Here is a 26,181-nt window from a genome sequence, read left to right as displayed (position 1 = left end):
AGACCGGAAAGGGTGGCTTCTTTCTTGCACCCTAGTCTCACATGACTAGGGTATTTTTATGCAAAGGTTGTTATAAAAATACAAAAGTGGTAACATAAAAATCAGAAAGATGAGGGATGACGATGAGCCATTTGTTAACGATGAGTGAATTATCGGAAGTAGAAATTTCAGAAATCCTAAAAGACGCAGAAGATTTTGCGAATGGAAAAGAGAGCAAAACGACAGAGCAAACTTTTGTTGCAAACTTGTTCTTTGAGAATAGTACGAGAACGAGATTTAGCTTTGAAGTTGCTGAGAAGAGATTAGGACTTGATGTTTTAAACTTTTCAGCGGATGCATCTAGCGTACAAAAAGGAGAAACTTTATACGATACGATAAGAACACTAGAATCAATCGGAACAAAAGCAGTGGTCATCCGCCATGAGCAAGATCGCTACTTCGATGAACTAAAAGATCAGGTGAATATCCCGATCTTAAACGCTGGAGATGGATGTGGAAACCACCCAACGCAGTGCCTACTCGACCTTCTTACAATTAAACAAGAGTTTGGAAGATTTGAAGGTTTGAAGATTGCGATAGTAGGAGATGTTCGTCATAGTCGAGTAGCACGTTCTAATGCAGAAGCATTAACGAAGCTAGGTGCAACAATTTACTTTGCAAGTCCAGAAGAGTGGAAAGATGAAGACAACACATTTGGAACATACAAACCATTAGATGAACTTGTTCCGGAAGTGGATGTAATGATGCTACTTCGTGTACAACATGAGCGTCATGATCATTATGAAACAGACATTATGAAAGAGTATCATGAGAAACACGGATTAACAGTAGAAAGAGAAAAGCGTATGAAAGAAGGAAGCATTATTATGCATCCAGCTCCTGTAAACCGAGATGTTGAAATTGCAAGTGAACTTGTTGAGTGTGAGCGTTCACGCATATTTAAACAAATGGAAAATGGAGTTTACGTAAGAATGGCTGTACTAAAACGCGCCTTACCAAATGTATTAGGAGGAATGAAACATGAATTATTTGTTTAAAAATGGTCGTTATATGAATGAAGAAGGAAAAATCGTAGCAACGGATCTTCTCGTACAAGACGGTAAAATCGCTAAGGTAGCAGAAAATATTACGGCAGATAATGCTGAAGTAATCGATGTGAACGGAAAGTTAATCGCACCTGGATTAGTAGATGTACACGTACACCTTCGTGAACCAGGTGGTGAACATAAAGAAACAATTGAAACAGGTACGCTAGCAGCGGCAAAAGGTGGATTCACAACAATTTGCGCAATGCCAAATACACGCCCAGTACCAGATTGCAGAGAACATATGGAAGACTTACAAAATCGTATTAAAGAAAAAGCACATGTTAACGTACTACCATATGGAGCAATTACAGTACGTCAAGCGGGTTCTGAAATGACAGATTTCGAAACATTAAAAGAGCTTGGAGCATTTGCTTTCACTGATGACGGTGTAGGCGTACAAGATGCTAGCATGATGTTAGCTGCTATGAAGCGTGCAGCAAAACTGAATATGGCAGTAGTTGCGCACTGTGAAGAGAATACTCTTATTAATAAAGGTTGTGTACATGAAGGGAAGTTTTCTGAGAAACACGGATTAAACGGTATCCCATCAGTATGTGAATCTGTACATATTGCAAGGGATATACTGCTTGCTGAAGCGGCAGATTGTCACTATCACGTATGTCATGTAAGTACGAAAGGATCTGTACGTGTAATACGTGATGCGAAACGCGCTGGAATTAAAGTAACAGCAGAAGTAACACCCCATCACTTAGTGTTATGTGAAGATGATATCCCATCAGCTGATCCTAACTTTAAAATGAACCCACCGCTTCGTGGAAAAGAGGATCATGCAGCATTAATTGAAGGTTTATTAGATGGAACAATCGATATGATTGCAACTGATCATGCACCGCATACAGCGGAAGAGAAAGCGCAAGGAATTGAAAGAGCACCGTTCGGAATTACTGGTTTTGAAACAGCATTCCCACTTCTATACACAAACCTTGTGAAAAAAGGAATTATTACACTAGAACAGTTAATTCAATTCTTAACAGAAAAGCCAGCTGATACATTCGGCTTAGAAGCAGGTCGCCTGAAAGAAGGTAGAACAGCTGATATTACAATCATTGATTTAGAACAAGAAGAAGAGATTGATCCAACAACATTCTTATCAAAAGGAAAAAACACACCATTCGCAGGTTGGAAATGCCAAGGATGGCCGGTAATGACAATCGTTGGTGGTAAGATCGCATGGCAAAAGGAGAGTGCATTAGTATGAAAAGACAACTTATCTTAGAAGATGGAACAGTATTAATTGGAACAGGTTTCGGAGGAGAAATCGAAAAGTCAGGTGAGGTTGTATTTACAACAGGAATGACTGGATATCAAGAAACATTATCTGATCCATCATATTGCGGTCAAATTGTAACATTCACGTACCCATTAATCGGAAACTACGGCATCAACCGTGACGATTTTGAATCGATTCACCCATCTGTAAATGGTTTAATCGTAAACGAAATTTGTGATCACCCATCAAACTTCCGTAATGAAATTTCGTTAAATGACTACTTAAAAGAAAGAAACATTCCAGGATTAGCAGGAATTGATACGAGAAAATTAACGAGAAAAATTCGTCAATACGGTACATTACGCGGACGCCTTTGTAACATGGATGCAGATGTAGAATACATCGTAAGCCAATTAAAAGCGACAGTATTTACAGACCATGTAAAACGCGTATCAACGAAAGATCCATACCCAAGCCCAGGCCGCGGACATCGTGTTGTATTAGTAGACTTCGGTATGAAACATGGTATTTTAAGAGAATTAAATAAACGTGATTGTGATGTAATTGTAGTTCCTTACAACACGACAGCTGAAGAAATTTTACGCCTTAGCCCAGATGGAATTATGTTAAGTAACGGACCTGGGGATCCAAAAGATGTACCAGAAGCAATTGAAATGTTAAAAGACATTATCGGTAAAGTTCCTTTATTCGGAATTTGCCTAGGACACCAACTATTTGCTTTAGCATCTGGTGCGAATACAAGTAAGTTAAAATTCGGTCACCGTGGTTTAAACCATCCAGTAAAAAATCTTGCAACTGGAAAAGTAGCAATTACATCTCAAAACCATGGTTACGCAGTAGAAGAAGAATCAGTTGAAAATACAGAACTTGAAATTACACATGTTGCTTTAAATGATGGAACAGTAGAAGGTCTTCGTCATAAGAAGTTCCCAGCATTTACAGTTCAATACCATCCAGAAGCTTCAGCAGGACCAGAAGATGCAAATGATTTATTCGAAGATTTCTTAACAATGATTGAAAACTTCAAGAAAGAAGGGGAAGAGTTATGCCAAAACGCCTAGACATTAACACAATTTTAGTAATCGGATCAGGACCAATTGTAATTGGGCAAGCAGCGGAGTTTGACTACTCTGGAACACAAGCTTGTCAATCTCTTAAAGAGGAAGGTTACAAAGTAATCCTTGTTAACTCTAACCCAGCGACAATTATGACAGATACTGCAACTGCAGATAAAGTATACATTGAGCCTTTAACATTAGAATTCGTAAGCCGAATCATTCGTAAAGAACGTCCAGATGCAATCTTACCAACATTAGGCGGTCAAACAGGTTTAAACATGGCTGTTGAACTTGCAAAATCAGGCGTACTTGAAGAATGCGGAGTTGAAATTTTAGGAACAAAATTATCAGCAATCGAGCAAGCGGAAGATCGTGATTTATTCCGTACATTAATGCAAGATTTAAATGAACCAACACCACCAAGTGAAATTATTCATAACCTTGATGAAGCATATGGCTTTGTAAACGAAATTGGTTATCCAGTAATCGTTCGTCCAGCATTCACATTAGGCGGAACGGGCGGCGGAATTTGTCATAACGAAGAAGAGTTAATTGAAATCGTAACAAGTGGTTTAAAACATAGCCCAGTAACACAATGTTTATTAGAGAAAAGTATTGCTGGCTGTAAAGAAATTGAATATGAAGTAATGCGTGATTCAAATGATAACGCGATTGTAGTATGTAACATGGAAAACATCGATCCAGTTGGTGTTCATACAGGTGATTCTATCGTTGTAGCACCGAGCCAAACGCTAAGCGACCGTGAATACCAAATGTTACGTAACACGTCATTACGAATTATTCGTGCACTAGGAATTGAAGGTGGATGTAACGTTCAGCTTGCACTAGATCCATATAGCTTCCAATACTATGTAATCGAAGTAAATCCACGTGTAAGTCGTTCATCTGCACTAGCGTCTAAAGCAACTGGATATCCAATTGCGAAATTAGCAGCGAAAATTGCAGTCGGCTTAACGTTAGATGAAATCGTAAACCCGGTAACACAAAAAACTTACGCTTGCTTCGAGCCAGCATTAGACTATGTTGTTTCAAAAATTCCACGCTGGCCATTTGATAAGTTTGAATCAGCGAACAGAACACTTGGAACGCAAATGAAAGCAACTGGTGAGGTTATGTCAATCGGACGTAACTTAGAAGAATCATTATTAAAAGCGGTTCGTTCTTTAGAACTTGGTATTTATCACTTAGAATTAGACCACTTAAAAGAACTTGATAAAGAAACAATGAAAAAACGCATTATTAAAGCAGATGATGAGCGACTGTTTATCGTAGCAGAAGCAATTCGTCAAGGTGTAACGAAAGAAGAGATTAACGAATGGTGTGAAATGGACTTCTTCTTCTTACAAAAAGTTGAAAATATCGTAAATATGGAACGCGAAGTAAAAGCGAATGTAGGAAATATGGAAGTACTACAAACTGCAAAAGAAATGGGCTTCAGCGATCACTACATTGCAGCAGCTTGGAACAAAACGGAGCGCGAAATTTACGATATGCGTAAAGAAAATAATATGACGCCGGTATTCAAAATGGTAGATACTTGTGCGGCAGAGTTTGAATCTGCAACACCGTATTACTACAGCACATACGCTGATGAGAACGAATCAATTGTAACAGATCGTAAGAGTGTAGTAGTTCTAGGATCTGGTCCAATCCGCATTGGTCAAGGTGTTGAGTTTGACTATGCAACAGTTCACTCAGTATGGGCAATTAAAGAAGCTGGATATGAAGCAATTATCATTAACAATAACCCAGAAACTGTTTCAACAGACTTCAGTATTTCTGACAAATTATACTTTGAACCATTAACGATTGAAGATGTAATGCACATCATCGATTTAGAAAAACCAGAAGGTGTTATCGTTCAGTTCGGTGGACAAACAGCAATTAACTTAGCGGCAAAATTAGAAGAACATGGTGTGAAGATTTTAGGAACATCACTTGAAGACTTAGACCGTGCAGAAGATCGTGATAAATTCGAAGCTGCTTTAACAAAACTTGGTATCCCACAACCAGTTGGTAAAACAGCAACGACTGTAGAGCAAGCGGTAGCAATCGCAGAAGAAATTGGTTACCCAGTATTAGTAAGACCATCTTACGTACTAGGTGGACGTGCGATGGAAATCGTATATCGTCAAGAAGAACTACTGCACTACATGAAAAATGCAGTTAAAGTTCACGCAGATCACCCAGTATTAATCGACCGTTACATGGTTGGTAAAGAAATTGAAGTAGATGCAATTTCAGACGGTGAGAATGTATTCATTCCAGGTATTATGGAACATATTGAACGCGCTGGAGTTCACTCTGGTGACTCAATTGGAGTATATCCACCACAAAGCTTATCTGAAAAATTAAAAGAACAAATCATTGAACATACTATTGCACTTGGAAAAGGATTAAACATTGTTGGATTACTAAATATCCAGTTTGTAGTATTCAAAGATCAAGTGTACGTAATTGAAGTAAATCCACGTGCGAGCCGTACAGTACCATTCTTAAGTAAAATTACGGGTGTACCAATGGCAAACGTTGCAACGAAAGTTATTTTAGGGCAAGACCTAGTAGAGCAAGGATACGGAACAGGCTATCACCCAGAAGAGAAAGAAGTATATGTAAAAGCTCCGGTATTCTCATTTGCGAAACTACGTTCAGTTGATACAACATTAGGACCTGAAATGAAATCAACAGGGGAAGTAATGGGGAAAGACTTAACACTTGAAAAAGCATTATACAAAGGGTTAGTTGCTTCAGGAATTAACATCCCAACGCACGGATCAGTAATCATCACTGTAGCGGATAAAGATAAAGAAGAAGCAATGGAAATTGCAAAACGTTTCCACGAAATCGGCTATAACTTATTAGCAACAGCTGGAACAGCACAATCGTTAGCAGAGCAAAACATTCCAGTGCAAGTTGTTAATAAAATTGATTCTGAAGAATACAACTTACTTGATATTATCCGTCAAGGAAAAGCACAGTTTGTAATCAATACTTTAACAAAGGGCAAACAACCAGCGCGTGATGGTTTCCGCATTCGCCGTGAATCAGTAGAAAATGGTGTGGCTTGCTTAACATCACTTGATACAACGAGAGCAATCTTACGAGTATTAGAATCTATGACATTCTCAGCTCATTCAATGAAAGAAATTACGCAAACAAAGCGTCACGAGGTGGTACATGCATGATGCAAAAGCAAAATATGATCGTCGTTAATCAAAAAGAAATCGCAAAAAACATTTACGAATTAGTGCTTCAAGGAACTTTAGTACAGCAAATGAACGAACCAGGGCAGTTTGTACACATTAAGGTAGCAGAGGGCATTGCGCCCCTTCTGCGCCGCCCAATTAGTATTTGTAATGTAGATCAAGAGAAGAACGAATTTACAATGCTATATCGTGCGGAAGGACAAGGGACAAAAACATTAGCAACTAAAAAACAAGGTGAAATGGTAGACGTACTAGGACCATTAGGACACGGTTTTCCTGTAGAAGAAGCAGAAGCTGGTCAAACAGCATTACTAGTAGGCGGGGGAATTGGTGTACCACCACTTTATGAATTATCACAGCGCCTCGTTGCAAAAGGTGTACGTGTAATTCACATCTTAGGTTTTCAAACGAAAGATGTTGTTTTCTATGAAGAAAAATTTGCAGAACTTGGTGATACGTACGTTGCGACAGTAGACGGTACACACGGTACAAAAGGATTTGTCACAGATGTAATTGATCATTACGGAATTGACTTTGATATTCTTTATTCATGTGGTCCGTTAGCGATGCTTCGTGCATTAGAAGGACGTTACAAAGAGAAAAAAGCCTATATTTCATTAGAAGAACGTATGGGCTGTGGTATTGGAGCTTGTTTCGCATGTGTATGCCACTTACAAGAAGATCCAAGTGGACATTCTTACAAGAAGGTGTGTAGCGACGGACCAGTATTTCCAATCGGGGAGGTTGTACTATGAACAGATTGCAAGTTGAATTACCAGGATTATCATTAAAAAATCCAATTATACCGGCATCTGGATGCTTTGGATTTGGTCGTGAATATGCACAGTTTTACGATTTAAGTGTACTAGGATCAATCATGATCAAAGCGACGACAGAACAACCACGCTATGGAAATCCTACGCCTCGTGTTGCTGAAACACCGGGTGGCATGTTAAATGCAATCGGACTTCAAAACCCAGGATTAGAAAAAGTAATGAATTCTGAATTACCTTTTCTCGAACAATTTGATCTTCCAATCATTGCGAACGTTGCAGGCTCACAAGCTGAGGATTACGTGGCGGTTGCAAAGGAAATTTCTAAAGCGCCTAATGTCCATGCGCTAGAATTAAACATTTCTTGTCCGAACGTAAAAACAGGTGGTATCGCCTTTGGTACAAATCCTGAAATTGCTGCTGATTTAACGAAGCGAGTAAAAGAGGTTTCTGAAGTACCTGTATATGTGAAGTTGTCACCGAACGTGGCAAACATTGTGGAAATTGCAAAAGCGATTGAAAATGCAGGTGCAGATGGTTTAACGATGATTAATACATTGCTTGGTATGCGTCTAGATTTAAAAACAGCTAAACCAATTTTAGCAAACCGTACAGGCGGATTATCAGGTCCTGCGATTAAGCCAGTAGCAATTCGTATGGTACATGAAGTAAGCCAAGCGGTTAACATTCCAATTATCGGAATGGGTGGTATTGAAACAGCGGAAGATGTAATTGAATTCTTCTACGCTGGCGCAAGCGCAGTTGCAGTTGGTACAGCGAACTTTATCGATCCGTTCGTATGTCCGACAATTATTGAAGAGTTACCAGCATTACTAGATGAATTAGGATTTGATCACATTTCGGAATGTCAAGGAAGGAGCTGGAAGCAAACATGTCACAGTCGTTAATCGTTGCACTAGATTTTCCGGGGAAACAAGATGTAGAACAATTCTTGCGCCACTTTGAAGGGGAAGAGTTATTTGTCAAAGTTGGTATGGAGTTATTTTACAAAGAAGGCCCTGCGATTATTACGTACTTAAAAGAAAAAGGGCATAAGATCTTTCTAGATTTAAAACTTCATGATATTCCAAATACGGTAAAAAGCGCTATGCGTAGCCTAGCTAGTCTAGATGTTGATATGGTAAATGTTCATGCTGCTGGGGGAAGCAGCATGATGAAAGCTGCGATTGAGGGATTAGAGGAAGGTAAGCAAGAAGGAAAAGAGAGACCGATTTGTATTGCAGTTACACAACTAACAAGCACTTCGGAAGCTATGATGAAAAAAGAGATCGGCATTGAGAAAACGTTAGAAGAAGCGGTTGCTCATTATGCAAAATTAACGAAAGAAAGTGGACTGGATGGCGTTGTTTGTTCAACGCTTGAAGTTCCAAAATTACGTGAAGTATGCGGAAATGAATTTGTAACAGTAACACCGGGGATTCGTCTTGCAAGCGATGATGTAAATGACCAGGTGCGCGTAGCAACACCGAAACGTGCGAGGGAACTTGGCTCAAGCTATATCGTAGTTGGACGTAGTATTACAAAAGCAGAAAATCCGCTTGAAGCGTATAAAACAGTAAAACAACAGTGGGAAGGTGTAACAGTATGAAAAAAGAAATCGCATCGCATTTATTAGAAATTGGAGCAGTATTTTTACAACCGAATGATCCATTCACATGGTCTTCAGGTATGAAATCACCAATTTATTGTGATAACCGTTTAACTTTATCTTATCCGAAAGTACGTCAAGCGATTGCAGCTGGATTAGAAGAGTTAATTAAAGAGCACTTCCCAACTGTAGAAGTTATTGCAGGAACAGCAACTGCTGGTATTGCGCACGCTGCATGGGTAAGTGATCGTATGGATTTACCAATGTGCTACGTACGTAGTAAAGCAAAAGGTCACGGTAAAGGGAATCAAATCGAAGGAAAAGCTGAAAAAGGTCAAAAAGTTGTAGTAGTAGAAGACTTAATTTCAACTGGCGGCAGTGCAATTACATGTGTAGAAGCACTTCGCGAAGCTGGCTGTGAAGTATTAGGAATCGTATCAATCTTCACATACGAGCTAGAAGCAGGAAAAGAAAAGTTAGAAGCAGCGAACGTAGCATCATATTCTTTAAGTGATTACAGTGCATTAACTGAAGTTGCAGCAGAAAAAGGTATGATCGGACAAGCTGAAACGAAAAAATTACAAGAGTGGCGTAAAAATCCAGCTAACGAAGCTTGGATCACAGCGTAACACGAAAAAAGACGACTGCGGGGGAACGCGGTCGTTTTTTTATATTATTGTTAAAACTTCATGTAAAGTTCCATCAATATCAAAGAAAATCATATTCCTGTCTCCTTGCTAACAACTATTTAGCGTTTTCAGCAACCTCATATCCTTTCACAAACAATAGCGTCATATAAGAAACAATAAATGAGAAGATGCTGTACATGCCAACCCAAAAGAAAAATTTTGGAGTAAAGGCGATAACACCTATTATTAAAAAACTAGCAAACGTTACAATCGGCATTACGTAATACGTTTTCGTTTTGCGTGTTCCAATAACAGATACGATAAAGATAAATAACGGACAAATTAATAAGACGAAAATCAATTCATTCATAGGTATGTCCCCTTTTCTAATTGCAGTAATCTGTTTCTTATAAACGTTTTGAAATAATTACTCTCCTAATATAATTTCGCTAAGTAATAACGAATCCCTCTTGAAAACTGATAATTCATGATGAATTTTACAAGCAAAAAACGTAAGCAAGAGAACACTTGCTTACGCTATAGAATAAACATCGCAACGATCGTGGTGACAATTAAGCCAATCATAACTGGTAAAAAGTTTCGACGTGCAAGTTCAAATGGATCGACTTTACAAATCGCAGCGGCAGGAATAAGTGCCCAAGGAATTAACGTCCCGCCCCCGGTCCATATAGCTGCAATTTGCCCGAGTGCTGTTAATGTAGCTGTTCCATGGCCAAGTGCTGTTCCGAAAAGATTGGCAATGGAACCAGCAAGTGATATACCTGAAAAACCTGATCCATCTAAGCCGGTAATGACACCAACGATAGTTAATGTCCCTGCCGATACATATTGATTTAAAGGAACAGTTTGAGATAAAGCGATGCCTAAGTCGTTAATGATTCCGTGTGAACCTTTCGGTAAATAGTCCCCGATAATTTTCACAAAGCCACTATCTCCTAAATAAAAGAGTGCAGCGATAGGAATAACTGGTCCGAAAATTTTAAAGCCAAATTGGAGCCCTTCTATAAAGTAATCGGTCGTTTTATTCAGTCCATTACCTTTGTAGGCGATGAGAGAAATGATGATAATCATAATAACAGTTGTTCCGCCGATAAGTGCAGTTGCGTCGCTTCCTTGTAGTTTAAATTGAATCATGCAAAGGATATCGATGGCATATACGATCGGAATACAAATAGCGAGCCATTTTTTTGTCCGAGTAGATAATGAAGTGAGCGTTTTAGAAGACGTAGTTGATGAAATAGACTCTTGTATAGATAAGCCTGTATGAAATTCTTTTCGTAAGAAGAAAAAAGCGACGGAAGTTGTCACAATGCCCATAACGATAACGAGTGGAACACTTGCAGAAACAACGCTAGAAACAGGAAGACCAGCAGCGTCTGCGGTTAATTTTGGTGCGCCTTGTATAACGAAGTCGCCGGATAAAGCAATCCCATGACCGAATAAGTTCATAGCAATTGCCACTCCAATTGGCGGAAGGCCGACACGTACAGCAACCGGTAATAAAATAGCTCCCATTAAGGCAACAGCTGGAGAAGGCCAAAAGAAGAAAGAAATTGTCATCATCAAAAGACCGATAATCCAGTAGGCGAGGGTAGGGGTACGAATCATCTTTGTAAATGGTGAAATCATTGTATCATTTATGCCAGTATGAACGAGTAAATTGCTCATGGATACGATAATGGAAATGATTAATATAGTTGGTAATAGCTCAGTAATAGCGTAAATAAAACTTTGAAAAATGCCGCTAACGGCAAGAGGGATAGAACTTGTAGCAGTTAATGCTAATAAAAAGATGAAAACGATACAAATAATCGTCGTATCCTTTCGGAAAATAAAAAAGGTAATAATGGTGAGTAAACAAATAACATAGAGAGCGTGTAATAGCGTTAATTCAACTCCCATAACATTCACATCCTTTAGGCATTCGTGTAGTTTATTGTATGAAAGTAGGGTAAGTATGTGAGTATAGGAAAAAGAAAAAGTGAAATTTCATGTACTGTAATGGTAAGAATGATAAATGGATGTTACAATACAATTAATCCTAAAAATGGAATTTGAGGAGGGCTTATGCGCAAAATAATTGGGTTTTGGGGCTTTATTCTCTCTTGTAGTCTATTAATCATTTTAAATTTGTGTACAAGCAATGAATGGATCAGTATTATACCTGTTTTTGGGTTTGTACTTATACTTTTATATAACTGGGATGATATGAAACAATATAGCAAGAAAAGTATTGGAATTATGATAGGTATCATCGTTGTTTGTTCATTATTCGTAGGAGTTATTTTAATAGAGGGTCAGAAACAAATGGAGAAAATGTCTATTTTTCAAGAATGGATGTCGTCTGCAAAAAGTCTTTATATTGTAATTGTAGTAGTTATTTTTCTAAGAATTGTTATAAGCATAGCAAGTTACATATTAAAGGAGAAGTAGAATGGGGGAGTACGAATGAGAGAGAAAATAGGTTATTATGGTGTGCTCGTTTGTTTACTATTATCAGTTATTTCAGGGCAATTTTTTAAAAGTGAATGGGTACCAGTTATATTATGTATAGGAGTATTGATTTTTGCTCCTATGTATCGCTGGGATGAGTGGAAAGCATATAGCCGAAAAAAGAAAATTGTATTCAGTATTGAGTTTGTCATGATAATTAGTACGATTCCGTTTTTGTTACTGAAGGGAAATGAGATAATAGATGGAATTGTAATGTTTCAAGGGTGGTTATTTATTGCGAAATTGCTATATTTAATTTGCATTTTAATGTTGGTAGCGGTAGTCACTAAAACAGTAAATGAAAAGCTATTCGTTAATGAATAGAAGAAAGTGCCACCTTATCTGGTGGCACTTTCTTACTTTATTGAATGAGCTTTTTGCATCTTCTTAATTAAACGAATTTGTCCGCGATGATTGATTTCATCTTCAAATACGTGAAACCATTTAAAGTAGTTGTTTGCTTGTTTATCATACCAAAAGTCTGTCGTTTTAAATAACCATCCATCAGGAAACGATTGAAAAGTCTCAATCGTTTTGGAACGTACTTCTTGTAATGTATTGATATAAAATTCTATAGAGTTTCCCTTTATTTTCTCTCGCCCAAGATCTCCTAACTCAATAGCAGGTAACCAACGTTCTAATTCAGCTTCCGTTGGTTCACGGTCTTCAAAAGTATGAATCTGGTAGTAAAATTCAACAGCAGCCATGTGATATAATAGCATGCCGATTGAATTTGCTTCCTCATCATATAAATAATCAAGTTCTTCCATTGTTAAATCTTCCACCGCTTGCATTGTTGTATAGCGAGCGTAATTCATCATGGAAACTAGTTTGGAAAATTCAGGATGTAAACCATCTATTTTATCGATTACAAAGTTCAATTACAATTCCCCCCTTTTTAAATGAATACTCCAGAGAAGGAATTCTATGTGTAGAGAAAAAATCAAGTTGAAAATTTCAAAATATTAACAAGGGATTATAATTAGTTCTCTATTTGATTTTGTAATAACTTCATATCCGTCTTTTGTAATGACAATATCATCTTCAATTCTACAACCGCCCCAGTTCGGTATGTAAATACCTGGTTCAACTGTAACGACCATACCCTCTTCTAAAGTAGCCTTACTTTCTTGGGATAGGCGGAGAGGTTCATGAATTTCTAATCCAAGACCATGACCAGTAGAATGTCCAAAATATTGACCGTATCCATGTTCAGTAATGTAGTTTCTCGTTATATCATCGATACGTTTTGCAGTTTCTCCAGGTTTAATCGCTTCAGTCCCGCGTTTTAATGCTTCAAGTACAATATTGTATATCTTTTTGAATTCTTCTGATGGTTCCCCGATTACTACAGTACGTGTTATATCGGAACAATATCCGTCGTAAAGTGCACCGAAATCTAATGTAACGATGTCGCCTCGTTCAATTATTTTATTTGATGCGACTCCATGTGGAAGAGAAGAACGAACACCAGAAGCTACAATAATTTGAAATGATGAAGATGCAGCACCTTTTTTTCGCATGAAAAATTCTAATTCATCTCGTACAGTATTTTCACTTATTCCTGGTTTTAGAAACGTAAGAATGTGGTGAAATGCTTCGTCCGCAATATGAGCTGCAATTTTCATTGTTTCTATTTCAGGCGTGTCTTTAATGATACGAATATTTTCGATAATTTCGCACACTTGAATCATTTCCGCCTGTACGTACTTTTGCAAGTTTTTATATTGCTGCAATGTCATGTTGTTTTCTTCAATTCCAAGTTTTTGAATGTTTAATTGCGATACTTGATGTGCAATTTCTTTTTCTAAATTTCCTTTGTGCATAACAATTTCAGCATCTTTTATTTGTGATTTTGCTTGATCTACATAGCGGAAATCTGTTATAAAAACAGCTCGATCGGTAGAGATTAAGACGACGCCAGCACTACCTGTAAAGCCTGTTGCATATTGGCGGTTTTCTTTTTTTGTAATAAGTAACCCGTCAACTCCGTACTTATGTAGTTGTTTTTGGATATTAGTTATTCTTATATTCATTTTAATGCCTCCTTTTTATATTTAATAAAGCAAAACTTGTGCCAATATACTTATTGACAATAAAAGAGAAGCGGGAGTTTTGTGTCAAAAAAACTAGACAAATATAAAATGAGGATGTAAAAAATTTATACAGTAATGTAAACTTGCATATTATAATCTTCCAATTCTAATATTATATTTTTTGTATAAATAAATGGTGATAATTGGTATAATAAGAGGTCGTTATGTTTTCTTGTAGATAAAGGTGCGTAACGAATAAATAGGAATAAGGAATGTGAGTATATGAAGAAATTAAGTAAAGTCATGTCATTTTGCTTCGCTGCTAGTATGCTAGTTGTAACAGGGTGTGAAAAAAGTGAAATCAAAGTTCAAGCAAATGAAACGATTGAACAGCTTGATGAAGCGCCAGAAGTGACAGAAAAAGAAGCGAAAAAGATTGTAAGAAAGAGTGTAGATGCAATAGCAAATGCATTTAGTGAGATGGAAAAAGAAAATGGATGGAGTCGAAATAATCCTGGAGATTTGGCGACAGCGAAAAAAGGAGTTAAGGGATTGGTTACAGAAAAATTTGTAGAGAACCAGCTTCCTAATTCGCTTGAAACATTTAATAGATCTAGAGAGACAGATATGTTGCCATTCCCTATTAATATTGAACCAGAAATGAGATTAACGTATACACAGAAAGATAAAAATTTAACGATTGAAACGATTATACCTTCAAATGATATGGGAAATGAAGCAGAGATATGGGAATTTATTTTCGTTTATAAAGATGGAAAATGGTTAATGGATAAATGGTCATCGTATACACCGAGAGATTTAAAACTTACGAAGGAAGAAGCTAGTGAGTTTCTTAAAATTCGTGGTTTTAAGAATGTATCTTTTGTTAAAGAGGAGAACAGTGGTGACAAAAAATATATTTTTAAAGAAAATGCTAGATTAATTGCTGTAGATACAAAAACATCGGTTATTACATATGATTTAGATGAGCAAAAGCAGGAAAAAGAAACGAAAGAAAATAATAGTCAAGAACACGAAAACATTAAGGAAAATAGCATGAGTACGCATGCTATTTCTAAAGAAGAGAAGCAGACAAAAAAAGAAACTTCGTCAGCAGTAGGTAAAACTAAAGTTTTAAATGAGTTAGCGGCTCTAGAAAACCAAGAAAAACATACAAATGTCATGTCAACAAATGACATAGTAAATGAAATAGAAGGAAATTATGAACTGTGGGATAATAAACTAAATGAAATTTACAGTACATTAAAAAATACGATGTCCCCTGATGCATTTCAGTCATTAAAAACGAAACAAATTGCGTGGGTTAAAGAAAAGGAAAGTAAGGTTAAAGCAATTGGTACTGATACAAATAACGGGACGATGAGACGTATAGATGCTTCAGAAGAGAAATACAAGATGACAAAAGAAAGATGTTATGAATTAGTGAATGGGTATATGAACTAGTTGGAACGAATAAAAAAATGCGTTGCTTATAAGCAACGCATTTTTTTATTTAAGCTTTTAATTTCATTACAGTATCAGCATCGGGTGTTACATAAACAGTTTGCTGATTGTCGTACGTAACAAAACCAAGTTTTGCACCACTCGGTTTTTTCACATGGCGTATTTTGGTGAAATCAACAGGTACAGAACTAGACTCTTTTGCTTTACTGTAATAAGCAGCAATTTTGGCAGCTTCTAGTAAAGTTTCTTCAGCAGGTTCTAAAGAACGAATGACAACGTGAGAACCAGGTATATCTTTCGTATGTAACCAAATTTCATCACGACGGGCAAATTTCGTTGTTAAATAATCATTTTGTTTATTGTTTTTACCGACGAAAATCTCTGTGCCATCACTTGCTACATATTTATCTAATACTGGTTTAGTAGGCTTTTTCTTTCCGTTTTTCGTTTTACGATTGCGCATATAACCTTCTTCAGCTAATTCCTCACGAATTTCTTCAATATCTTTTGAAGAAGCAGCTTCCATTTGTTGAAGTAAGCTATCAAAATAAAGAATTTCTTCCTTTGTTTTTTCGATTTGTTCTTCTACAATAACAACGGAATTTTTCGCTTTTTGGTACTTTTGGAAATAGCGTTGTGCATTTTCAGATGGCGTTTTTAAAGGATCTAATGCGATCTTTACAGTTCCACCATTTTCATCATAATAGTTAACGACTTCAATATCTTTATCGCCTTTTTTCAAAGCGTACATATTGGCTGTAAGTAATTCTCCAAATAGTTGATATTTATCTGCTTTTCCAGCATCTTGTAATGTTTTTTCTAGTTTAATGAGTTTTTTCTCATTTTTATTTTTTTCGTTTTGCATAAAGCGCTCTAAATCATGAGCTTGTTGTTTTACACGGTCACGCTCTGCTTTTCCAAAAAAGAAACGGTCTAGCAATTCACTAACAGATGAGAATGTCTTGTCTTCTCCAGCTAAGTGCGCAAGAGGGAAAAGATAAAAGAATTCTTTCCCATTTGAAGTAGTCATTGTTGGTGAATATGTATGAGTTAATAATGGTTTTTGTATGGAGAAAAATGCGTCAGCTAATGCTTTTTCATTTACCATACCTGCTTTTTTCACTACTTCTTTTGCGAATAACGGTGATATTCCGGTAAAGGTTCCGACTAGCTGTTTATCCATGTTTCCGGATAGAAAGTCCAGCGGTCTAATAAATTCATCATTTGTTTCGATCTGAAGTGGGTTAATTTTATGTTGTGCTGGTGGTGCAATATATTCAGCTCCAGCGTATACAGTTCGATGTCGGTTTACTGCTAAGGAAACGTGTTTTAAGCTATCTAAAATATTGTTTGTTTTTGTGTCTACTAAAATGATGTTACTATGTCGTCCCATAATTTCAATTACTAATGTTTTTAGCGATTCATCACCAATTTCATTTCTGCTACGAACGGTAATTTGAATAATACGCTCTAAATCAATTTGTTCAATTTTTTCAATGAATCCACCTTCTAAATGCTTACGAAGAAGCATACAGAACATTGGCGGAAGTGCAGGTGAATCATAATTTTGATTTGTTAAGTGTAAACGTGCATATGTCGGATGAGCGGAAAGAATCAGTTTTTGATTTTTTCCGTTTGCTCGAATATGTAATAAAATCTCGTATTTTGAAGGTTGATATATTTTTGAAATTCTTCCCGTGTAAAGAGAATTTGCAATTTCATGTGTAATCGCTCTTGTAAATAATCCATCGAATGCCATAAATGAACACTCCTTTCTAACTAAAAGTTAATTATAGCATTTTTTTGGACGAGGCTGAATAAGCTTTCAATAGAGTATGTCTGGAATGAGGAGGTCGATAGCAGGATGAACTGGTATGGAATGCGTGCACATGAAGTGGAAGAAAGAACGAATACGAATGTGAAGGTTGGACTTACAGAGAAAGAAGCAGAAGGGCGAATAAAAAAATTTGGTACAAATGAATTAGATGAAGCAAAGAGGCCTTCTGCACTAATGGTATTTTTGGCGCAATTTAAAGATTTTATGGTGCTTGTTTTGTTTGGTGCAACAATCGTTTCGGCTTTTTTAGGGGAATACATTGATTCTATTGCGATTGTGGCAATTGTTATTATCAATGGTATTCTCGGATTTTTTCAAGAAAGAAAGGCTGAAAAGTCATTGGAAGCTTTAAAAGAGCTAGCCGCCCCACAAGTAACTGTACTGCGAAATGGAAAGTGGGTAAAGGCACCGTCTAAAGCACTCGTTTTAGGTGATGTTATTAAATTTTCTAGTGGCGATCGTATTGGAGCTGATGTACGTCTTGTTGAGGCGTCGAGTTTATATATTGAAGAATCAGCTTTAACAGGAGAGTCAGTTCCAGTGCAGAAGAAAGTAGAAGCGTTGCAAGGGCAAGATGTTTCAATTGGTGATCAAAAAAATATGGCTTTTATGGGTACGATGATTACACGAGGGTCTGGAACAGGAGTCGTTGTAGCAACGGGTATGAATACAGCGATGGGCCAAATTGCAAATATGTTGCAAAATGCAGAGCAAATGGAAACACCATTGCAAAGAAGATTAGAGCAACTTGGAAAAATATTAATTATTGTGGCTCTTATTTTGACAGCGCTTGTCGTGTTAGCTGGTGTGTATCAAGGGAATGAAGTATATCATATGTTTTTAGCTGGCGTGTCGCTAGCTGTTGCTGCTATTCCAGAAGGGTTACCAGCAATCGTTACAGTAGCTTTATCGCTTGGTGTACAGCGTATGATAAAAAAGAGAGCAATTGTAAGGAAGTTACCAGCAGTAGAAACGTTAGGCTGTGCTTCTGTCATATGCTCTGATAAAACAGGAACGATGACGCAAAACAAAATGATGGTAACACATATGTGGTCAGGTGGAGAATTGTGGAAAGTGACAGGCCAAGGGTATGAACCTAATGGCTCTTTTATGAAAGGTGAAAAAGAAATTAATCCAGCTAAGACGAAATCACTTTATCAACTACTTACATTTGGTTCGCTATGTAATAACGCAAATATTATTCAAAAGAAAAAGGCGTATGTATTAGATGGAGATCCAACTGAGGGGGCGCTTGTAGCTGCAGCAATGAAAGCGGGGATAACGCGTGAGGCGCTGAAAGGGAAATTTGAAATTATTCGTGAATTTCCCTTTGATTCAACTCGAAAAATGATGAGTGTTATTGTACGAGATCGAGAGGGGAAAAAGTTTGTCGTTACGAAGGGGGCACCAGATGTCCTTCTGCAAATGAGTCAAACGATTTTATGGGGGGATAAGCAGCAACCATTAAGTGAGTTGTATAGAAAAGAAGTACAGGCGGCTATTCATAGCTTAGGTAGTCAAGCACTTCGAACAATTGCAGTTGCTTTTAAGCCTTTAAAAGTAACAGACTCAATTGAACATGAAAGAGACGTTGAAAAAGATTTTATGTTAGTTGGAATACAAGGAATGATTGATCCGCCAAGACCAGAAGTAGAGCAGGCAGTAAAAGAGTGCAGAGAAGCTGGTATTCGAACAGTGATGATTACAGGGGATCATAAAGTGACTGCAATGGCGATTGCAGAACAATTAAGCATTTTACCACCAGGTGGACGCGTTGTTGAAGGGGTAGAACTCGCAACTATGGATGTAGAAGAATTAGAAAATGTTGTAGAAGATACGTATGTATTTGCTCGTGTATCACCAGAACATAAATTAAAAATTGTTAAGGCGTTGCAAAATAAAGGACATATAGTGGCGATGACAGGTGATGGAGTAAACGATGCTCCAGCTATAAAAACTGCGGATATTGGGATAGCGATGGGAATTACAGGGACAGATGTTGCAAAAGAAGCTTCATCTCTCGTATTGCTGGACGATAATTTCGCTACGATAAAATCAGCAATTAAAGAAGGTAGAAATATATACGAGAACATACGTAAGTTTATTCGTTATTTATTAGCATCGAACGTTGGAGAAATTTTGGTCATGTTATTTGCCATGTTACTTGCACTACCGCTGCCGATGGTTCCAATTCAAATTTTATGGGTGAATTTAGTTACTGACGGTTTACCGGCGATGGCGTTAGGTTTGGATAAGGCCGAGGGAGACGTGATGAAAAGAACACCGCGTCATCCGAAAGAAGGGGTATTTGCTAGAGGGCTTGCCTGGAAAATTATAAGTCGTGGCTTTCTAATTGGGGCAGTGACGCTAGTAGCATTTATTATTGCGTATAATCAACATCCAAATGAACTGAAATATGCACAAACTGTAGCGTTTGCAACATTGGTACTTGCTCAGCTGATTCATGTATTTGATTGCCGAAGTGAGCATTCTGTTTTCCACCGCAACCCGTTTGGAAATGTGTATTTAGTAGGAGCGGTTATCATTTCATTACTACTCATGCTAGTCGTTATATATTATCCACCGTTACAACCGATTTTTAGCACGATGCCAATACAAGCGAGAGATTGGTTGTTAATTGGAGGTTTATCGTCAATTCCGACCTTCTTATTAGTAGGCTCTTTATTAACAGGGAAAAAGGGGAAGAAGGAAAAGCCAATATTATATAAGAAGGGATTAAACTTGAAATAGTCAATGATATGAAAATGTGATATAATTTACAGAAGGTAGTAGAGCCTTGTCTCTATTACCTTTTTCATTGAGTTATTTCATGGCTTGGATGTGATAAAAAATGATTTGTAGTATGACAGGATTTGGAAGATCGAAAGTAGAGAGTGATACTTTTCAAATTACAGTAGAAATGAAATCGGTGAACCACCGTTTTCTAGAGATGAGTATTCGACTACCGAAGCAAATGACGGTATTTGAAGACAAAATTCGTAAAATAATTGCACAGCAAGTTCGCCGTGGACGTATTGAAGTGTCTATTAGTATAGCGGGTGAAGGGCTTGTTGAAAGAAAATTAAGTGTGAATTGGTCGCTTCTTGAGCAGTACCAATCGATTATGGAAGATATAAAAGGAAAATTTCAATTACAAGATTCTATTACACTCGAGCAATTAATGGCAATGCCAGAAGTAACAGCGATTGAAGAGGTAGAAAACGTAAATGAACAATTTGAGAACAGTTTATATGAGGCTGTTCGCCAAGCTGCTCATATGTTAAAAACGATGAGAGATGGCGAAGGAGAACGATTACATAAAGATATAGCGTATCGCTTACAAGAGATTCATAATTGTGTAAATGCTATTATTCCGCATGCACCAATTGTTACACAAAAATATCGTGAACGATTAGAAAATCGCTTAAAGGAATTACATAATCAAGATCTAGATGAACAAAGATTGCTAACAGAAGTTGCAATTTTTGCTGAGCGTTGTGATATTCACGAAGAGTTAGTTCGTTTGCAAAGTCATTTAGAACAATTCCGTGAAACACTGCAGATTGAAGAGCCTGTTGGAAGGAAAATGGATTTCATCGTGCAAGAGATGCATAGAGAAATTAATACGATTGGTTCTAAGGCAAATGACTTAACAATTTCAAAATATGTTGTAGAAATGAAAAATAACCTTGAAAAAATTCGTGAACAAGTACAAAATATTGAGTAGCTTTCAAAAAATATATAAAGTTATACGTGGTGGAGAAATCGGATAGACTTACTAGGAGGCGCAAACTATGGCCATGCGGTTTTTAAATATTGGATACGGAAATATTGTATCTGCTCATCGAATTATTGCTATTGTAAGTCCGGAGTCAGCTCCTATTAAACGAACAGTACAGGAAGCACGCGAACATAATGCTTTGCTTGATGCTACGTATGGGAGAAAAACAAGGGCGGTTATTGTTATGGATGATGGGCATGTTGTATTAAGTCCAATTCAGCCAGAGACGATTGCACATCGTTTGAATAATAAAGAAGAGTTAAGTGAGGAAGGGTAGGTTTTACATATTTATGAGAAGTAGAAGAGGATTGCTCATCGTTCTTTCAGGACCTTCTGGGGTTGGTAAAGGAACGGTTCGAAAAGAGCTGTTTAGTCATGAGGATACACGTTTTCAGTACTCCATTTCAGTAACGACACGTAAGCCACGTGAAGGTGAAGTGGATGGTGTGGATTATTTCTTTAAAGAGAGAGAAGAATTTGAGGAAATGATTCGTAATGAAAAATTACTTGAGTGGGCTGAGTTCGTAGGTAATTATTACGGAACACCAATTGACTATGTTGAAAAAACATTACAAGAAGGAAAAGATGTATTCTTAGAAATTGAAGTGCAAGGAGCAATTCAAGTTAAGAAAGCTTTCCCAGAAGGTGTATTTATTTTCTTAGCACCTCCAAGTTTATCTGAACTAAAGAACCGAATTGTCGGTCGTGGTACAGAAACTGAAGATGTTATTGAAAATCGTTTAACGGTAGCGAAAGAAGAAATTGATATGATGGACGCTTACGACTACGTTGTAGAAAACGACCAAGTTGAACTAGCTTGTGAAAGAATTAAAGCAATTGTGGTTGGCGAACATTGCCGCCGCGAAAGAGTAGCAAAATATTATAAAGAAATGACGGAGGGTCTATAATTATGTTAAATCCATCAATTGATTCATTATTAACAAAAATCGATTCTAAATATACACTTGTAACAGTGGCTGCAAAACGTGCGCGCGAAATGCAACTTGCTAATAACTGTGTTGTAGAAAAACCAGTTTCTCATAAATGTGTAGGTAAAGCATTAGAAGAAATCGATATGGAAGCGTTAAGCTACGTACCAAGTGAAGATAAAGTAACTGAATAAGACTTTGTCTTCGACAATTTAAAACATAGACTTTATAATTTTCTATGTAACGGTAACAACCTATTTACAAGTAGGTTGTTATTTTTTTACGGTAGGGAAGAAATATTGATACTGATGAGCTGATAATCTTGTTTCAGTATTATAAGTTTGAAAAAGAAAGAGGACGAGCCATATGCTAAAAGGGAAAAAGATACTTTTATGTGTAACAGGAGGCATTGCGGTCTTTAAAGCGGCTGCGTTAACGAGTAAATTGACACAATCTGGTGCTATTGTAAAAGTAATGATGAGTGAGTCGGCAATGAAGTTTGTTACACCTCTTACATTCCAGGCGCTTTCTCGCCATGATGTATATACGGATACATTCGATGAGAAAGACTCAGCTGTTATTGCTCATATCGATTTAGCAGATTGGGCAGATGTTGTACTTGTTGCACCTGCTACAGCCAATTGTATTGGAAAGTTAGCTAACGGTATTGCAGATGATATGATTACAACTACTTTGTTAGCTACTACAGCCCCAGTGTGGATTGCACCTGCTATGAATGTGCATATGTATGAAAATAAAATTGTTCAAAAAAATATGATGACGTTAAAAACGTTAGGATATACATTTATTGAGCCTGGAGAAGGTTTTTTAGCGTGTGGTTATGTAGCGAAGGGAAGATTAGAAGAACCTGAAGCGATTATTGCACGGTTAGAAGAGGCTTTTTCAGAGCAAAAACCACTACAAGGAAAAAGAATATTAATAACTGCTGGCCCAACTCGTGAAAAGATTGATCCAGTCCGTTTTATGACTAATTTTTCTTCTGGAAAAATGGGATACGCGATTGCGGAAGTGGCAGCGAACTTAGGCGCTGATGTTATACTCGTTTCGGGACCGACAGCATTACATCCACCATTACATGTAACTACGGTGCAAGTGGAATCTGCACAAGATATGTTAGAGGCGGTTATTCAACATTATGAAGACGTAGATGTTGTCATTAAAACAGCAGCGGTTGCAGATTATCGTCCGAAATATGTTCATGATAATAAAATGAAAAAGAAAAATGGCGATGCTGTAATTGAACTTGAGAGAACAGTAGATATTTTAAAAACGTTAGGTGAGATGAAAGACAAACAGTTACTTATCGGTTTTGCGGCTGAAACGACAAACGTAGAGGAATATGCAACGAAAAAATTACGTGAGAAAAATGCGAATATGATTGTTGCAAACGATGTAAAGGCGCAAGGAGCTGGATTTGGTACAGATACGAACATTGTAACAATGTATAGAAAAGATGGAGAAGTTATAGAGTTGCCACTTTTAACGAAGAAAGAGGTTGCTCGTGAAATATTAAAGCAAATTGAAATAATGTTAGAAGATGATCGTCTATGAAATTTGCAAGTGTAATTGTTGATGTACCTGCACGTCAGACAGATCGACCATTTGATTATATTATTCCTAAAAAATGGGAAGATATTGTCCAGACAGGCATGCGTGTAGTAGTTCCGTTTGGCCCAAGGAAATTGCAAGGTTTTATTATTGGGATTAAAGATTCGGTTGAAGTAGAAAGTAAGAAGTTAAAGACAATTCATGAAATTTTAGATGTAACACCCGTTTTAAATGAAGAGTTGTTAAAGCTAGGGTATTGGCTTACAAGTGAAACGTTATGTTATATGATTTCAGCTTTTCAAGTTATGCTTCCAACGGCGATAAAAGCAACATATAAAAAACGTCTACAACTTCGTAAACAAGAAGAAGTAGCACCTGAACTACTGTTTTTATTTCAGGACAAAGAAGCGATAGATTGGGAAGCGATTGAGACGCAGCCACAGCTATACCGCACGATTCAACAAGAAATTAAACATGGCACGATTGAAGTCGTTTATCAAGTAAAAGATAAGGTACAAAAGAAGAAACAAAGAGTCGTTCAACCGGAGTTGCCAGAAGATAAATTAGAATTAGCAGCATTTGAACTGAAAAGTAAAAAACAACAAGATGTCCTCTATTATTTTGTGGAAAATTATAAAAGTGTACCGTTGAAAGTAATAACAGAAGAGTTACAAATAACAGATGCTCCAATTAAAGCACTTGTTAAAAAGGGACTACTCTCAGAAAAGTATGTGGAAGTGTACCGAAATCCGTATGACGATGACGATTTTGAACAAACGAAACCATTCCCACTTACTGAGGAACAAAAGCAAGTTATTACACCGATTTTATCATCAATTACAAATGAAACTTACAATCCATTTTTACTATATGGTGTTACAGGAAGCGGAAAAACAGAAGTATATTTACAATCTATAGCAGCGGTGCTCGAGAAAGGAAAAGAAGCTATTGTACTTGTTCCTGAAATTGCACTAACGCCTCAGATGGTAGATCGTTTTAAAGGTAGATTTGGCTCGCAAGTTGCAGTTCTTCATAGTGCGCTGTCTGTTGGAGAAAAATATGATGAATGGCGTAAGATTTTAAGAAAAGAAGTGAAAGTCGTAGTTGGTGCACGTTCAGCTGTATTTGCTCCTTTTGAAAATTTAGGGATTATTATCATTGATGAGGAACATGAATCGAGCTACAAGCAAGAAGATAATCCGAGGTATCATGCAAGGGATGTAGCTGTGTGGAGAGGACAATATCATAAATGCCCTATCGTTCTTGGTAGTGCAACACCGACGCTTGAATCGTTTGCAAGAGCGAAAAAAGGTGTGTATGAATTACTGACGATGGAAAAACGTATGAACGAACAAGCTTTACCGACAGTAGAGATTGTTGATATGCGTGAAGAACTTCGTGACGGGAATCGCTCCATGTTTTCAAAGGCACTGCATGAAAAAATAGCAGATCGGTTAGAAAAGAAAGAACAAATGGTGCTCTTTTTAAATAGAAGAGGTCATTCTACATTTGTTATGTGCCGTGATTGCGGGTACGTTGTACAATGTCCGCATTGTGATATCTCGCTGACATATCATAAAATGAATCATCGTTTAAAATGCCATTATTGCAGTTACGAAGAAAATATGCCCACTGCGTGTCCTGCTTGTCAAAGTACATACATTCGTTTCTTTGGTACAGGTACGCAAAAGGTAGAAGAAGAAATTACAAAACTATTTCCAGAGGCACGAGTCATTCGAATGGATGTAGATACGACGAGTCGTAAAGGGATGCATGAGAAATTATTAAAGGCGTTCGGGGAAGAAAAAGCAGATATATTACTTGGAACACAAATGATTGCAAAAGGGTTAGATTTTCCGAAAGTAACGCTTGTTGGTGTTTTAACTGCTGATACGATGCTTCATTTACCTGATTTCCGGGCGAGTGAAAAGACTTATCAGTTATTGACGCAAGTAAGTGGACGAGCAGGCCGACATGAATTGCCAGGGGAAGTTATAATTCAAACGTATACGCCAGAACATTATAGTATAGAGTTAGCAAAGAACCAACAATATGATGTGTTTTTTGATCAAGAAATGCAAATGAGGCGAACGAGACAATATCCACCTTATTACTATGTTGTACTTGTGACGGTATCTCATCCGGAATTATTAAAGGCAGTACAAGTGACGGAAAAAATTGTCGGTCATTTACGGACGCACTGTTCGCAGCAAACGATGGTGTTAGGACCGGTTGCTTCAGCAATTCCAAGGATAAAAGATAGATATCGTTATCAATGCATGATAAAATACAAACGGGAACCAAACTTAAAGAACGTGCTCAAAATGGTAAATGAACATTATCAAGCAGAAATGCAAAAAGAGCTACAAATCTCAATTGATTTTAATCCAACAATGTTAATGTAGCGGAGGGAAA

23 protein-coding genes are annotated in these 26,181 nt (G+C 37.3%); 18 read left to right on the top strand and 5 right to left on the bottom strand.

The window, feature by feature from the left end; translation table 11 throughout:
- Positions 1–122: 122 nt before the first annotated feature.
- Genes pyrB through pyrE form a run of 8 tightly spaced genes read left to right on the top strand, consistent with a single transcriptional unit; the run spans position 123 to position 9,636 of the window.
- Positions 123–1,037, top strand: coding sequence for an aspartate carbamoyltransferase (pyrB, locus tag ACTFNE_RS00910; RefSeq protein WP_000018849.1), 915 nt, complete (start codon positions 123–125; stop codon positions 1,035–1,037).
- Positions 1,021–2,307 (top strand): dihydroorotase, encoded by a 1,287-nt coding sequence (gene pyrC, locus ACTFNE_RS00905; RefSeq protein ID WP_001108374.1) that lies wholly within the window; start codon positions 1,021–1,023, stop codon positions 2,305–2,307. The genes pyrB and pyrC overlap by 17 nt, the downstream gene beginning before the upstream one ends.
- Positions 2,304–3,401, top strand: a complete 1,098-nt coding sequence (locus ACTFNE_RS00900; protein WP_000828682.1) for a carbamoyl phosphate synthase small subunit — start codon at positions 2,304–2,306, stop codon at positions 3,399–3,401. Before pyrC ends, ACTFNE_RS00900 begins: the two co-directional genes overlap by 4 nt.
- Complete coding sequence (gene carB, locus ACTFNE_RS00895) at positions 3,386–6,604, top strand: carbamoyl-phosphate synthase large subunit (RefSeq protein WP_001126108.1); 3,219 nt, start codon at positions 3,386–3,388, stop codon at positions 6,602–6,604. The genes ACTFNE_RS00900 and carB overlap by 16 nt, the downstream gene beginning before the upstream one ends.
- The gene (pyrK, locus tag ACTFNE_RS00890; RefSeq protein WP_000983352.1) at positions 6,601–7,380 is read left to right on the top strand and encodes a dihydroorotate oxidase B electron transfer subunit; all 780 of its coding nucleotides are present in this window, start codon (positions 6,601–6,603) and stop codon (positions 7,378–7,380) included. Before carB ends, pyrK begins: the two co-directional genes overlap by 4 nt.
- Positions 7,377–8,306: a dihydroorotate oxidase B catalytic subunit gene (gene pyrD / locus ACTFNE_RS00885; protein ID WP_001081053.1), complete on the top strand. Its 930-nt coding sequence runs from the start codon at positions 7,377–7,379 to the stop codon at positions 8,304–8,306. Before pyrK ends, pyrD begins: the two co-directional genes overlap by 4 nt.
- Positions 8,291–9,007, top strand: a complete 717-nt coding sequence (gene pyrF, locus ACTFNE_RS00880; RefSeq protein WP_000083496.1) for an orotidine-5'-phosphate decarboxylase — start codon at positions 8,291–8,293, stop codon at positions 9,005–9,007. The genes pyrD and pyrF overlap by 16 nt, the downstream gene beginning before the upstream one ends.
- A complete protein-coding gene (pyrE, locus tag ACTFNE_RS00875) occupies positions 9,004–9,636 on the top strand; it encodes an orotate phosphoribosyltransferase (RefSeq protein WP_000711449.1) in 633 nt (210 codons plus the stop codon). The genes pyrF and pyrE overlap by 4 nt, the downstream gene beginning before the upstream one ends.
- Positions 9,637–9,751: 115 nt before the next feature.
- On the opposite strand, the gene ACTFNE_RS00870 is transcribed toward pyrE, so the two are convergent.
- Positions 9,752–10,006: a YbeF family protein gene (locus ACTFNE_RS00870; protein ID WP_001003915.1), complete on the bottom strand. Its 255-nt coding sequence runs from the start codon at positions 10,004–10,006 to the stop codon at positions 9,752–9,754.
- Between the two features lie 167 nt (positions 10,007–10,173).
- Positions 10,174–11,559: a membrane protein gene (locus ACTFNE_RS00865; protein ID WP_000537900.1), complete on the bottom strand. Its 1,386-nt coding sequence runs from the start codon at positions 11,557–11,559 to the stop codon at positions 10,174–10,176.
- A 165-nt stretch (positions 11,560–11,724) separates the two neighbouring features.
- Between ACTFNE_RS00865 and ACTFNE_RS00860 the strand changes: the two genes are divergently transcribed.
- Positions 11,725–12,090, top strand: coding sequence for a YoqO family protein (locus ACTFNE_RS00860; protein ID WP_046198493.1), 366 nt, complete (start codon positions 11,725–11,727; stop codon positions 12,088–12,090).
- A gap of 15 nt (positions 12,091–12,105) precedes the next feature.
- Positions 12,106–12,474 carry a YoqO family protein gene (locus ACTFNE_RS00855; protein ID WP_001208253.1) on the top strand — a complete coding sequence of 123 codons (369 nt, stop codon included), beginning with the start codon at positions 12,106–12,108 and terminating at the stop codon, positions 12,472–12,474.
- A 32-nt stretch (positions 12,475–12,506) separates the two neighbouring features.
- Here ACTFNE_RS00855 and ACTFNE_RS00850 read toward each other — a convergent pair whose 3' ends face one another.
- Both ACTFNE_RS00850 and ACTFNE_RS00845 read right to left on the bottom strand, forming a co-directional pair.
- The gene (locus tag ACTFNE_RS00850; RefSeq protein ID WP_001012016.1) at positions 12,507–13,031 is read right to left on the bottom strand and encodes a DinB family protein; all 525 of its coding nucleotides are present in this window, start codon (positions 13,029–13,031) and stop codon (positions 12,507–12,509) included.
- 84 nt (positions 13,032–13,115) lie between these two features.
- Positions 13,116–14,186: a M24 family metallopeptidase gene (locus tag ACTFNE_RS00845; RefSeq protein WP_270705101.1), complete on the bottom strand. Its 1,071-nt coding sequence runs from the start codon at positions 14,184–14,186 to the stop codon at positions 13,116–13,118.
- A gap of 282 nt (positions 14,187–14,468) precedes the next feature.
- Between ACTFNE_RS00845 and ACTFNE_RS00840 the strand changes: the two genes are divergently transcribed.
- Complete coding sequence (locus tag ACTFNE_RS00840; protein ID WP_270705100.1) at positions 14,469–15,650, top strand: lysozyme inhibitor LprI family protein; 1,182 nt, start codon at positions 14,469–14,471, stop codon at positions 15,648–15,650.
- Between the two features lie 49 nt (positions 15,651–15,699).
- Here ACTFNE_RS00840 and ACTFNE_RS00835 read toward each other — a convergent pair whose 3' ends face one another.
- Positions 15,700–17,409, bottom strand: a complete 1,710-nt coding sequence (locus tag ACTFNE_RS00835; RefSeq protein ID WP_000863253.1) for an Rqc2 family fibronectin-binding protein — start codon at positions 17,407–17,409, stop codon at positions 15,700–15,702.
- A 105-nt stretch (positions 17,410–17,514) separates the two neighbouring features.
- On the opposite strand from ACTFNE_RS00835, the gene ACTFNE_RS00830 reads away from it, so the two are divergent.
- From ACTFNE_RS00830 to priA, 7 genes are all read left to right on the top strand, one after another.
- On the top strand, positions 17,515–20,238 hold the full coding sequence (locus ACTFNE_RS00830; protein ID WP_001104746.1) for a calcium-translocating P-type ATPase, SERCA-type: 2,724 nt from the start codon (positions 17,515–17,517) through the stop codon (positions 20,236–20,238).
- Positions 20,239–20,338: 100 nt separating this feature from the next.
- Positions 20,339–21,214: a YicC/YloC family endoribonuclease gene (locus ACTFNE_RS00825; RefSeq protein WP_000564125.1), complete on the top strand. Its 876-nt coding sequence runs from the start codon at positions 20,339–20,341 to the stop codon at positions 21,212–21,214.
- 67 nt (positions 21,215–21,281) lie between these two features.
- A complete protein-coding gene (remA, locus tag ACTFNE_RS00820; RefSeq protein ID WP_001251458.1) occupies positions 21,282–21,545 on the top strand; it encodes an extracellular matrix/biofilm regulator RemA in 264 nt (87 codons plus the stop codon).
- Positions 21,546–21,558: 13 nt separating this feature from the next.
- On the top strand, positions 21,559–22,176 hold the full coding sequence (gmk, locus tag ACTFNE_RS00815; protein WP_001257738.1) for a guanylate kinase: 618 nt from the start codon (positions 21,559–21,561) through the stop codon (positions 22,174–22,176).
- Between the two features lie 2 nt (positions 22,177–22,178).
- Positions 22,179–22,391: a DNA-directed RNA polymerase subunit omega gene (gene rpoZ, locus ACTFNE_RS00810; RefSeq protein ID WP_000933970.1), complete on the top strand. Its 213-nt coding sequence runs from the start codon at positions 22,179–22,181 to the stop codon at positions 22,389–22,391.
- A gap of 172 nt (positions 22,392–22,563) precedes the next feature.
- On the top strand, positions 22,564–23,769 hold the full coding sequence (gene coaBC / locus ACTFNE_RS00805) for a bifunctional phosphopantothenoylcysteine decarboxylase/phosphopantothenate--cysteine ligase CoaBC (RefSeq protein WP_000911757.1): 1,206 nt from the start codon (positions 22,564–22,566) through the stop codon (positions 23,767–23,769).
- Positions 23,766–26,171, top strand: a complete 2,406-nt coding sequence (gene priA / locus ACTFNE_RS00800) for a primosomal protein N' (RefSeq protein ID WP_000666727.1) — start codon at positions 23,766–23,768, stop codon at positions 26,169–26,171. Before coaBC ends, priA begins: the two co-directional genes overlap by 4 nt.
- The last annotated feature ends 10 nt before the right edge of the window (positions 26,172–26,181 follow it).

Origin of the sequence: Bacillus cereus group sp. MYBKT111-2 (assembly GCF_051915205.1) — a bacterium.
GTDB classification, from domain to species: domain Bacteria; phylum Bacillota; class Bacilli; order Bacillales; family Bacillaceae_G; genus Bacillus_A; species Bacillus_A paranthracis.
This window is presented reverse-complemented; position numbering and strand designations above follow the sequence as displayed.